This window comes from Marinoscillum furvescens DSM 4134, assembly GCF_003386095.1.
Taxonomy (GTDB): domain Bacteria; phylum Bacteroidota; class Bacteroidia; order Cytophagales; family Cyclobacteriaceae; genus Marinoscillum; species Marinoscillum furvescens.
Map to the genome: position 1 here is coordinate 122,430 of NZ_QREG01000021.1, position 12,317 is coordinate 134,746.

Consider the following 12,317-nt stretch of genomic DNA (forward strand, 5'->3'; position numbering starts at 1 on the left):
GTATGCGACTTGTCTATTTTGTCTTGGGTTGGGTGATACTGGTGTCTTGTGATCAAAATAGCTATCCTGTTCAGAAAGCAGGAAAGCCAGTGACTGCTTACCTGAATGAATTGCAAACGTCAGGACAACCTGAGGCTGGGGGCGGTGTGGAAGCCATACGGCAAAAAGTGTGGTTGGCACAAAAGGCACATTGGCCAAATGACTGTCGGCCTGATATTGAGCATGTGCTGAATCACACCGAGCTTACCTATGAGTTGTTGATCAGTGCGCTGGATTGCTATGCTACCCGTAGTTACTGGCATGAAATGCTGACCATTTTAGAGAAATGGGAAGAAGGGCACGTGCTTAATAGCACGTTGACACCATATAAAATAAAAGCGCTTGCTCAAATGGGTGAATCAGGAAGAGCTGGGGAGTTGCTTTGGCAATACCTCAACCGCGAAAAATCTACGAAGGCCTATGAATTTGGTGCTGAAGTTTACCTGGGATTGGGAGACACAGTTCGTTCGATGTATGCCTTTCAGCAATTGGTTAGTCTCAATCCTGCACATCCTTCGTTAGTTTCCACTTACGTTCCGCTTCTGGTAAGTCAAGGGTTTCCACAAAAAGCATTGAATCTAATGGATCATACCAAACTTACAGATGAGCAGTTGATGTTTAAAGCCAGGGCGCTGTATCAGATGGGAGAGGTTTCCGATGCTCATAAGGTTTTGGCTAGCCTGAGTGGCACCGAAGCCTGGAGCCAGCGAGTCACGTGGTATCAGCAGCAAAATCAGTACGACTCAGCAGTATATTACACTGATCAGCTAATCCAAATGGACAGCTCGAAGGAGCATCTGCACAAGAAAGCCCAGCTGCTCGAACTGCGGGGTTGGCTAAATAGTGCCTACGCTTTATATCAGACCATTTTAGAAAAGCAGCCTACAGATTCAATTGCTCTGGACCGAGCTCGAATTGTTGGGCGAAAAATTGCATATTTGCGGAGCTTGAAAGAGGCAGAAGCCACAAGACCATTTTTAGAAATAAAACCAAAGAAATCAATCAATGAGTGAAATCATCATCACTTTGCCAGATGGAAGTGAGCGTACCTATGAGCAGGGCGTTTCTGCACTGGATGTAGCGAAAGATATCAGCGAGGGGCTGGCTAGAAATGTACTTGCCGCCAAAGTGAATGGAGAGGTTTGGGATGCTACCCGTCCGATTCAGGAAAGTGCTACGCTGCAGTTGCTCACCTGGAACGACGAAGAAGGCAAATCTACCATGTGGCACTCCTCGGCTCATTTGATGGCAGAGGCATTAGAAGCGCTATATCCTGGTGTAAAGCTGGGGATTGGGCCTCCAGTAGATGGTGGGTTTTATTACGATGTGGATTTTGGAGATCAGGAGTTTGACTCTGAAAACCTCAAAGCTATCGAAGACAAGATGCTCGAACTGGCTCGTCAGAAGAATGAGTACGTTCGAAAAGACATTAGCAAAGCAGATGCCATCGCTTATTATCAGGAAAAAGGCGATGAGTATAAGCTGGAATTGCTCGAAGATCTGGAAGATGGTCAAATCACTTTTTATACACAGGGAAATTTCACAGATCTCTGTAGAGGTCCTCACATCCCACATACAGGGTTTGTGAAAGCGGCCAAGGTGCTCAATGTGGCAGGTGCATACTGGAGAGGCGATGAGAATAGAAAGCAGCTAACCAGACTATATGCGATCACTTTTCCGAAGCAAAAAGAGCTGAAGCAACACCTGGAGCTTTTGGAAGAGGCCAAAAAGCGTGATCACCGCAAGATTGGTAAAGAACTAGAGTTGTTTACATTTTCTGAAAAAGTAGGAAAAGGGCTACCGTTATGGTTGCCAAAAGGAGCAGTGCTACGAGAGCGCCTCGAAAACTTCTTGAAAAAAGCGCAGGTGAAGTCTGGTTATGAGCAGGTAGTTACACCTCATATAGGAGGCAAGGAACTATACATTACCTCAGGGCATTACGCCAAATATGGTGAAGACTCTTTCCAGCCGATCAACACACCGGCAGAAGGAGAGGAGTTTTTGCTCAAGCCGATGAACTGTCCTCATCACTGTGAAATATTCAAATCCAGACCAAGGTCGTACAAAGAGCTTCCGGTTCGCTATGCCGAGTTTGGGACCGTATACAGGTATGAGCAAAGTGGCGAACTCCACGGACTCACACGGGTAAGAGGGTTTACTCAGGACGATGCGCATATTTTCTGTCGTCCAGATCAGGTAAAAGAAGAGTTTGCCAAAGTGATTGATCTCGTCTTGTATGTTTTCAAGGCACTGGGTTTTGCGGAGTTTACCGCTCAAATATCGCTGCGCGATCCTGAAAACCCGGAAAAGTATATCGGAAAGGATGAGGATTGGGACAGAGCTGAGCAAGAGATCACAGAAGTAGCCAAAGAAAAGGGGTTAAACACCGTAGTAGAGTTAGGAGAGGCAGCATTTTATGGGCCTAAGCTTGATTTTATGGTAAAAGATGCACTCGGTAGAAGCTGGCAGCTAGGTACCATTCAGGTGGATTATAACCTTCCAAAGCGTTTCGAACTGGAGTACATTGGCTCTGACAATCAGAAACATCAGCCGGTAATGATACACCGGGCTCCATTTGGCTCTATGGAGCGATTTGTGGCAATATTGATAGAAAGTACTGGTGGAGATTTTCCACTTTGGTTGGCACCAGAGCAGATCGCCGTACTGCCTATTTCAGAAAAATATCATGAATACGCAAAGAATCTTTACACTACCTTGCAGGAACATGATATCCGTGGTATTATTGATGAGCGAGACGAAAAGATCGGTAAGAAAATTCGTGACGCAGAAGTAAAAAAGATTCCATTCATGCTGATCGTGGGAGAGCAAGAAGCCGAAAGTGGCACTGTAGCTCTTCGTGCACACGGTAAAGGAGATCAGGGATCGATGAAAATTGAAGAATTTATTAATTTCTTTAACCAAACGGTGACTGAACTGTTAAATAATGGAAATTAGTATTTTTAATAAAGAGAAATAATAGCGACATTTGCGTTTTATTTCTCAATGGTAGAACCAAAAAAGGAGGAAAGCAATTAGTAGACCTTACAGAAAACCGTATAGGGGGCGCGTAGAAGAACCCTATAAAGTGAACGAGAAAATCAGAGCTCGTCAGGTACGTGTAGTCGGCGATAACGTAGATGTGGATGTATATCCTATCGAAAAGGCGCTGGAGATAGCTAAAAAGCAGGGATTAGACCTGGTGGAAATTTCACCAAAGGCAGATCCTCCTGTTTGTAAAGTTATTGACTATTCGAAATTTAAGTACGAGCAGAAAAAGAAGCAGAAGGAGATCAAAGCCAAAGCTCAGAAGACAGTAGTCAAAGAGATTCGATTTGGTCCAAACACTGATGACCATGATTTTCAGTTCAAGCTCAATCATGCAATCAAATTCCTGAAGGAAGGATCTAAAGTAAAGGCTTACGTTCATTTCGTGGGTCGTACGATAGTCTTCAAAGAGCGTGGGGAGATACTTCTTCTCAAATTTGCTCAGGCTTTGGAAGAACACGGTAAAGTGGAATTGCTGCCAAAGCTGGAAGGAAAACGCATGTCTATCATTGTGGCACCGAAAGCAACGAGTAAGAAATAATATAGAAAAATGCCAAAACTGAAAACAAATTCAAGTGCGAAGAAGAGATTTAAACTGACTGGATCAGGTAAAATCAAACGTAAGCACGCATTCAAAAGTCACATCCTGACCAAAAAGGAGACCAAGCAAAAGCGTAATTTGACGCATGCTACTCTGGTACACAAGAGTGACGAACCTAACATTAAGCATTTGCTTAATCTGTAATTGGTTTAATTGTTTAACCCGATAATCTGGCTGCAAAGACTCTCAACAGAGAGCGCCAATTGTCAAAAAATAAAATTTAAATGAGATCAGTAAATCACGTAGCTTCAAGAGCTCGTCGTAAGAAGACGATGAAGCAGGCCAAAGGATACTGGGGCCGTAGAAAGAATGTTTGGACGGTAGCAAAAAATGCTATCGAAAAAGGTATGCAGTATGCGTACCGCGATCGTAAAGCTAAGAAAAGAGAGTTTAGAGCACTTTGGATCCAGCGTATCAACGCCGCAGCCAGAGAGCATGGCATGTCTTACTCTCAGTTTATGGGTGGGTTGAAATCAGCTAATATCGAGATCAACCGAAAAGTTCTTGCTGACCTGGCAATGAACCATCCTGAAGCTTTCAAAGCTGTAGTGGCTAAAGCAAAAAAATAATTGTAGAACGATATTACTCGTTGGTAAACCCTGGCTTGAAGTCAGGGTTTTTTTTGATCCATTTTTTGAAATGTCGTATAGGAGACATTATGTAAACTTCATTATAGGGGTGAATAATTGAATTTTTCCAAGATAAATTCAGCTGATTTGTTTATAGGTAATTTACCTATGTTAATAGGTTATTTACCTATTGACTAACGGCCTTGTGTGGCTATTTTCTTATATAGGTGTAGTCTCTCTTTAATTCGTGTTGGTTTTATGGGTGTGCTGCCGCTTTTTATTTCCTTCAGCGAATTGTACCAATTTTAGATTTGACTGATGTTGTAGGTATATGCAGGTGTGAAACCATAGCCAACATTTTTTGGAATCAAAGAGTTTAACCATTAACTCGAAAATATATACAAGGTTATTTCTTCTTGCCAAACGTCGCTGACCGTACAGTTAACATTAGTGAAAGACTAATGCGCTGACTAAATCTATTTTCCAACTTTATCCGACGTAGCAATAGTTTGTTGCGGAGCTGTTTGATCACCGTTCCAACTAAAACAAACTGAATATGCTGAGGTTCCTAATCACCCCGGTTATGCTTGTACTGTATGCCCAACTGTCAGCACAAGTTGTTCTTTTTGAGAGTGACTTTGAAGATTCACCTGTTTCCAATTGGTCTCAAACCGGTTGGGCAACGAGTTCCACTACAGTCTTAGGTACTCCAGACGGTAGGTTCATGCACTTAAACCCACTGAACGAATACGAGGCAGGAGCAAATAGCCAGGTTACTACAGATGCTCTTGATTTTACTGGATATTACGATCTCCGATTGGAGTTTGATCTATCCTATGATGTAGACGATGATGAGGGGTTTCTGCTAAGTACCAATGAAGAGGATGGCCTAAGAATAATCTACTCGCCAGATGGAGGTAGCAACTGGTACTATCTAGGAAGTGTAGATGAAGGATACAATTGGTTCAACCAAACAGATATACAGGCTTTTACAGGTTCTAACAATCCCGGCTGGACGGGAAACTCCAACGGATGGATCCGTGCATCCATTCCCTTGCCATCCAATCTTGAAAATAACTCACAAGTTCGCTTTGCCTTTCAATTTGCTTCAGGATCTGAAGGCTTGCTAGATGGAGAAACTTTAGGAGTGGGCGTAGGGATCGATAATTTTACTGTCACTAGTTTTTCCACCAACCCCAATGCAGGCCCTGGAGGTATCAATACCAACCTGTCGTTGTGGTTAAAAGCTGACGGTAATAGAAATTCAGGGAATTCAATTGGTGTTTGGGCTGATGCCAGTGGAAACGCCAATCATGCACGCCAACCCACTAGTACCTCTCAGCCAGGATGGTCAGATAATTTTATCAACCATAATCCTGTGATGCTTTTTGATCAGGACTACCTGGAAGGAAGCGGCGGTTTTTACACACGTGAATTTTATGTAGTGCTTGACCCGGACTTTATCAGTAGTTCGTCTGCAGAAACGGGGGATGTCATTGGTTTTCAACCTGGTGATGTAGGAAGTATTGAGCTGGGTTCCTCTACTTCACAGTTTGACAATGAGCTGATCACACACACCATCAATCCAGCAACCAGCTACCGCAGTGCATACATCGATAGTACTGGTGAGCGCGTATTGGCCAATCCCATCATTATCAATGACCGCCTGAATAGCGGAGCCAATGGACAGGATATTTTCCTCAACGGCCAGCAGGTAAACAACGACGAAGAAGTTCTTGGAGATCATCAAAATTTCGATGATGGGGCTTATGTCATAGGTTATGGTTTTGATTTTAGTGACGACTTTCAGGGTGGGGTAGCAGAGCTGATTTCTTATAGTAGCCCTCTGTCTTCTGCAGATCAGGCGCAGGTATTGTCCTATCTGGCTATCAAATATGGGATTACTTTGGATGAAGACCCCTCGAGCTCTACGGTAAACTTTGATTATACGCTTTCTGGGTCTACCATCTGGCCCGGCAGTAGCAATGCAGCCTATCAGGGATATCACCATGATGTGGCAGGAATAGGTAAAGACGCCTTTAATCAAACGCTTGATCAGACCGAAAGCCAAAGTATCAATGACGCCACTATCGTGAAAATTGATAGCCCCGATGATCTGGATGATGACGAATATTTAGTTTGGGGTAATAACGACTCCACAAATGAGTTTACCAACACACACCTGATAACGGGTGTTACACATCGGCTCAACCGCACGTGGAAAGTAAAGCATACTGGAAATGTAGGGGCTGTTACGGTCAAATTTGACATTACCAATCTTTCTGTGGATAAAGACTATACTACGCTAAACATGATCAAAGCACCTGCGTCAGCTACTATTCCTGATGATCTGGGCGATGATGCAGTGGCAGAGCTGGTGCTTGGAGGCTATGTGGTATCAGCAGAAGGTCGGGATTGGCTGGTGATAGAAGATGTAAACTTCAATGATGGAGACTTTTTCACTATTGGTGGTGATGTGCAGACAATAGCACCGGGAGGCGTGGCGGCAGGCCTTACGTTATGGTTGAGACCGAATAGTGGTGTGAATTTTACTGAAAGTGATCTGGTTACCAGCTGGTCAGACGTAAGCGGAAATGGTAACGATGCTGATCAGGGTGATGATAGCGAAAAACCCGCATTTGTGAGAAATGCAATCAATGGCAACAATGCCCTGGATTTTAACAATGACTTTTTGGATGGAGTGGCTGGGTTTAATACGAATGACTTTTTCATAGTAGCCATTCCTGATGATACCATAAAGCCTACCAATGATATTGGCTTTTTGCTAGGATTCAAAAATGGAGCATTTGATGGAATGTATTTGGGTGATCAGGCCGATGTAGCCAATGCCTCAGTGGGGTATGCTTTTGGTAACTACCGATCTGCTCAAACTTCAGGTGTGATCAACTCTTCAGTAGCTATTCTCAATGCTCGAAACAACGTTTCAGAAAGCCGACAGGAGCTCTATGCTAATGACAATCAGATAGATAACTACGAATCCAATCCGTCAGATTTTGATAACCGAAACAATACTTTTTTCCGACTGGGAAATAACTTTTTAGAAACTCAGGCTTACAATGGAAAGATCGCAGAAGTGATCAGCTACAACGATCGGCTCAGCGATACGGAGCACCGTGATGTGGTGACCTATTTGGCTTTGAAATATGGAATAACGCTGGATATCTCGGCGGAGCCCTATACTGTAGAGGGTGTAAGCATTTACAACAACACGTCGTATCGGTATGACATAGCTGGCATTGGTTTGAACCTGGATCATGGGCTCAACCAACCAACCTCTATGAGTATCAATGGAGGTGCTATGATGAAAATCTCCGCCGGTGCCACGTTTGGAGACAAAGACTATGTGGTGTGGGGCAACGATGGTACCAACAAAGCGCTGGTGAAATCAAGTGAAGTACCCGCAGGCTTTACGGATGAGCGCCTACAAACTGAGTGGCAGGTGGATGTGTATGGATCTCCTGGTGCTGTGGATGTAGGAGTGTACGTGGGTGACGTAAATGATTTTGATGTGCGCTCAAAAGAAGCATCGGTCTATACGCTGATCATCAACGATTCCAATGATTTTACCTCTGCCACAACCACTGTTTCAGGAAGCTACTTTAGTGGAGATACGGTCTTTTTCGAAGGTGTGACATTTAGTGATAATGATTATTTCACGATAGGAGTACCGGAAACGATCAACCTCAATCCATCACCAGCCCTTTGGCTTAGAGCTGATTTTGGTACGGATGTGACCGTAGGGGGTGGCGTGGTTTCCTCCTGGGTAGACAATGGACTTGGCAACAATGCCACCAGCACAGGCACTGCGCGTCCTACATTTGTAGAGAATGTCATAAACGGAAATCCTGCGCTGGATTTTGACGGTACCAATGACTACATTGGTGGGGTTGCCGGATTCTACACTCAGGAGTACTTCATCGTATTGGACCCAGACTTAACTTATAATAGCAGTTCGGCTGGCGGTATTGTAGTAGGCTTTGAATCCGGTGATTATTCGGCTTTTGGCTTAGGAAGTGTCACCAGTGCGCTTCCCAATGAAGTAGTAACTCACCTGCTACAGGCCAGCACCAGCTACAGGAGTGCACAAACCGGAAGTGCCAGCTATAGTACGCCAACACTGTTCAACAGTCGGGAAAATGCATCGGCTAATGGTCAGGATATTTTTGCCAATGGCGCTCTTATTAGCAATGCGGAGGCCAATGCCTCCAGCTACGGCACGCTTTCCAATAGAGCTTTCCGGTTGGGGCAGGATCTTAATGGAAGCACTTCATTTTTCAATGGTAAAATAGCTGAACTCATCAGCTTCAGTCAGCCGCTAAGTGACACAGAGCATCGCAATATCGAGACTTATCTGGCAGTGAAATATGGGATATCATTGGATATTACCTCTGAAGGCTACACACTGGATGGAGTATCTATTTATAACAACACCTCCTATGGTCAGGATATAGCTGGTATAGGTGCTAACAATGAGCAAGGCCTGGCCCAGGCTAGCTCGATGAGCCTGAACAGCTCAGCAATCATTTCCGTAAGCAATCCATCTTCTTTGAGTAACGGGGATTACCTGATTTGGGGACATGATGGAGGAAGTGTGGGGGCCGTAACTACAGGCTTGCCATCTACAGTGACGGAAAGACTATCACGGGTGTGGTCCATAGAAGAAACAGGGGATGTAGGTACGGTATCCGTATCGGCTGATCTCTCGGGGTATGGTTTTTCAGGGTACGAATCAGGAGACTTTTCGCTCATTCTGGATAGCGACTCGGATTTTTCTAACGGCGTAGATCGCATCGTTTCTGCTACTTCATTTTCAGGAGACGTGGTAGTATTTGACGATGTAGAGGTATCTGGATCCGTTTATATCGGTATTGGTACAGGTAGAGATTATAGCACAGATTCGGATTCCGATGGCATCCCCGATTATTTTGAGCTGGCATATGGTACTGATCCTGCTGATGGCAATAGCCCCATAGCCAGTGGAGGTGATGACAACAATGAACATGGTACAGTGCCTGATAATGGCATGAATGATACAGGGATCAATGGAGATGGTATCACCGATGCGCTGGAATACATTCTAATTGCTAATGGCGCTACCAGCCCCATTAGCCGGGTAACCGACACAGACGGAGATGGTATACCTGACTATCTGGAAGTGGCAGATGGTACCGATCCATATGACGCCAGCCAGCCAGACGTCAATGGCGACTCAGACACCGACAGTGATGGGATACCTGATGCTATGGAAAGCTACATAGCCACAGCGGGTGGAGCCGCAGATCCATCTCTCGGTACGGATACGGATGGCGATGGTATTCCTGACTATTATGAAGTGATCAATGGCAGTGATCCGGCAAACGGAAACTCACCTACACTAAATGGAGCGACCGACTCTGATGGAGACGGAGTGACTGACGCCATGGAAGAAATTTTGTTGGCAGGTGGGCACCCAGGTCCTATTACTGCAGACTCAGACCTGGACGGTGATGGCATCCCTGATCATGTAGAAGCGTGGACCAACACCGACCCTTTCAATATCGCAAGTCCTGCCTTGCCGGCTACTTACAACGCTATCCGATCGCTGCAGGCGGACTATCAGGTAAAAGGAAGCAACTGTCAGGATATGAGCGGTTATCAGTGGATACATGTAGCTGACCAGAATGGCAACATTGTTTATTCCATCAACCCTGTGGGCAATGATCTGGGCAGTACCTGCTGGGCAGTGCGTGTGCTACAGGGAGAAGACAAAATCCGCTCACAGCGCATCAAAGACGTGCAGGACGAGTATGTAATGAACCGCAACTGGTGGATAGCACCTACTACTCAGCCATCCAGCAATGTATATATTCGATTTTACTCGCTGGATACAGAGCCAGAAGAGCTAAGAAGTAAAGTAATCAACGAAGGGTATAGCACGAGTGAGCTCAATCCTTTCAAATCCGATAGCATTCACATCACCAAGATATCAGGGGTAGATGACCTGGATCCGTTCGTATCCGGGGGCAGTAGAATGGCTCTAAATCCAGTAGTGACTGATGCAGGTAGTCTGGGTATAGCCATGACGGTGGGGATCAATTCCTTTTCATCTTTCGTGCCGCACTATAGTCCCGGCAATGATGATGTGCCGCTACCAATAGAACTACACTTCTTCAAAGGGGCGGAGCGTGACGGACAGGTAGTGCTGGAGTGGGAGACTTTGTCAGAAACCAATAATGATAAGTTTATCATAGAGCGTGCTGGATATGGTGGCGGTTTTCAGCCAATAATGGAAATGTCCGGTAAGGGAAATACCAGTCAGAAGGTGTTTTATAGCCTGACCGATCAAACACCAAACACCGGGCTTAATTTCTACCGACTAAAGCAGGTGGACTATGATGGGAAATACAGTGTGACTGACCCAATAGTAGTGCGTGTAGGCGAGCAGAGCGCCATGAAATGGACGCTCTATCCGAATCCGGCAACCGATGAAATTCGCTTGAAACCAGCAAAAGGTACGGGCTTTGGGTCGGTAGCGCTGCGCATACTGGATATGTCAGGCAGACAATATCCGGTGAATAGTTTGCAAACGGCAGAAGAATATGTGATCCCGGTAGGGCACTTGCCAGTAGGGCATTACCTGCTGGAGTATGAAGAAGCTGGCGAAGTGAAAAGTATGAGATTTATGGTACAACGGCATTGACGATTATTTTCGGTGATCAAACGAGGGGTAGCCGCAGACGGTGGCTTCCCCTTTCATTCGAAATGAAGTGCCAATGAGCCAAAGGATATAAAGACTATTTTCGGTGATCAAACGAAGGGTAGGCGCAGACGGTGCCTTCCCTTTATTCACACCAAAAGCATTAAAGATTATTTTCGGTGATCAAACGAGGGGTAACACAGACGGTGTTCACCCCTTATTTTTTGGGTGAGGTTGAGGTAGGATGTAGAAGTTGCGGTTGCAATTAGCGGATGGAAAATTTTCTGATGCGGAAGGTCCAGTGTGGGGCTCACTCATTTTACCTGAGCGTTGTGGGGAATTATGTACGCTGGCAACTGACTCAAGAAATCCTATCTTTGTGATGTGAAAAATATTTACATTATCGCAGGGCCGAATGGAGCTGGAAAGACGACTCTTTCATATACAATTCTGCCTGAAATATTTGAATGTGAGGATTTTGTAAATGCTGATGAAATTGCGAGGGGAATATCCCCTTTGAATCCTGAAAAAGCTGTGATTAGAGCGGGCAGGCTTATGTTACAAAGAATTAATGAACTATTAAATCAGGGGGAATCATTTGCTTTTGAGACAACACTATCAACAAAGTCTTATCAAGGATTAATAAAACAAGCCGAACAACAAGGATACGATACAACTTTACTTTTCCTTACTTTAGATTCTGTTGAACTGGCAATTCACAGAGTGCAAACCAGGGTTAAAGAAGGTGGACACAATATCCCGATTGAGACAATTAAAAGGAGGTATTTAGGGCGTCCTTGATAATTGATTTTGTGCTTGAACACCCGTTTAAGGCTAAATGAATCTATTTTTTTGATATTTAAACCAATTCATTAAACCTCAGTTTTCGTTAATTATTGATGATTTTGAGGTTTTGTGACAGGCCTCGAATAAATTTCTATCAGAAATTCAGCTTAAGAAAATCATACCTGAATCCACTGTTTGACCGCAGGGAGTTTGGATTCATTGCAGTAACTAGCTGAATTTCAGAAATTTATTCACAGCCTTGATTTCTTTGTCCACCGTGGACGCGGTTACTTTCTTGATCAAGCAAGAAAGTAAGAGCCAGCCCGGCTCGAGGGCTTAAATGAATAAACAAGTAAGCCCTATTTAAATGGTTTGACTAACTTTTTCAAGATTTATAAGTCGATTGTGAATAGATGGATCTTAGTCGATAATTCAACTGAAAACTTCGAATTCATTGCCGAAGGGTCAGGAGATGCAGTACTAATGTATCCCTTCGGTGTTGAGCGTATTGCCTAGGCGGTATAAGGTGTTGAGTTTTGCATAAAAAGCAATGCAAAGAAACCAGGAAGATATGTTTGCA

7 protein-coding genes are annotated in these 12,317 nt (G+C 44.5%); all 7 read left to right on the forward strand.

Annotation, left to right across the window (positions count from 1 at the left end):
* The first annotated feature begins 2 nt into the window (after positions 1-2).
* The 7 genes from C7460_RS18685 (at position 3) to C7460_RS18715 (ending at position 11,752) form a co-directional block, all read left to right on the forward strand.
* On the forward strand, positions 3-1,052 hold the full coding sequence (locus tag C7460_RS18685; RefSeq protein WP_115869651.1) for a tetratricopeptide repeat protein: 1,050 nt from the start codon (positions 3-5) through the stop codon (positions 1,050-1,052).
* Complete coding sequence (thrS, locus tag C7460_RS18690) at positions 1,045-2,994, forward strand: threonine--tRNA ligase (RefSeq protein ID WP_115869652.1); 1,950 nt, start codon at positions 1,045-1,047, stop codon at positions 2,992-2,994. The genes C7460_RS18685 and thrS overlap by 8 nt, the downstream gene beginning before the upstream one ends.
* A gap of 130 nt (positions 2,995-3,124) precedes the next feature.
* Positions 3,125-3,625, forward strand: coding sequence for a translation initiation factor IF-3 (infC, locus tag C7460_RS18695; RefSeq protein WP_115869653.1), 501 nt, complete (start codon positions 3,125-3,127; stop codon positions 3,623-3,625).
* Positions 3,626-3,634: 9 nt separating this feature from the next.
* Positions 3,635-3,829, forward strand: a complete 195-nt coding sequence (gene rpmI / locus C7460_RS18700; RefSeq protein ID WP_115869654.1) for a 50S ribosomal protein L35 — start codon at positions 3,635-3,637, stop codon at positions 3,827-3,829.
* An 80-nt stretch (positions 3,830-3,909) separates the two neighbouring features.
* A complete protein-coding gene (gene rplT, locus C7460_RS18705; protein ID WP_115869655.1) occupies positions 3,910-4,254 on the forward strand; it encodes a 50S ribosomal protein L20 in 345 nt (114 codons plus the stop codon).
* 556 nt (positions 4,255-4,810) lie between these two features.
* Positions 4,811-10,954, forward strand: coding sequence for a T9SS type A sorting domain-containing protein (locus C7460_RS18710; RefSeq protein WP_147303025.1), 6,144 nt, complete (start codon positions 4,811-4,813; stop codon positions 10,952-10,954).
* A 381-nt stretch (positions 10,955-11,335) separates the two neighbouring features.
* Positions 11,336-11,752, forward strand: a complete 417-nt coding sequence (locus C7460_RS18715; protein ID WP_115869657.1) for a zeta toxin family protein — start codon at positions 11,336-11,338, stop codon at positions 11,750-11,752.
* The last annotated feature ends 565 nt before the right edge of the window (positions 11,753-12,317 follow it).

Excerpts from the sequence above, each read along its gene's own strand:
- thrS (WP_115869652.1), top strand. The coding sequence starts at position 1,045 with ATGAGTGAAATCATCATCACTTTGCCAGATGGAAGTGAGCGTACCTAT.
- rpmI (WP_115869654.1), top strand. The coding sequence starts at position 3,635 with ATGCCAAAACTGAAAACAAATTCAAGTGCGAAGAAGAGATTTAAACTG.
- C7460_RS18685 (WP_115869651.1), top strand. The coding sequence starts at position 3 with ATGCGACTTGTCTATTTTGTCTTGGGTTGGGTGATACTGGTGTCTTGT.
- rplT (WP_115869655.1), top strand. The coding sequence starts at position 3,910 with ATGAGATCAGTAAATCACGTAGCTTCAAGAGCTCGTCGTAAGAAGACG.
- C7460_RS18710 (WP_147303025.1), top strand. The coding sequence starts at position 4,811 with ATGCTGAGGTTCCTAATCACCCCGGTTATGCTTGTACTGTATGCCCAA.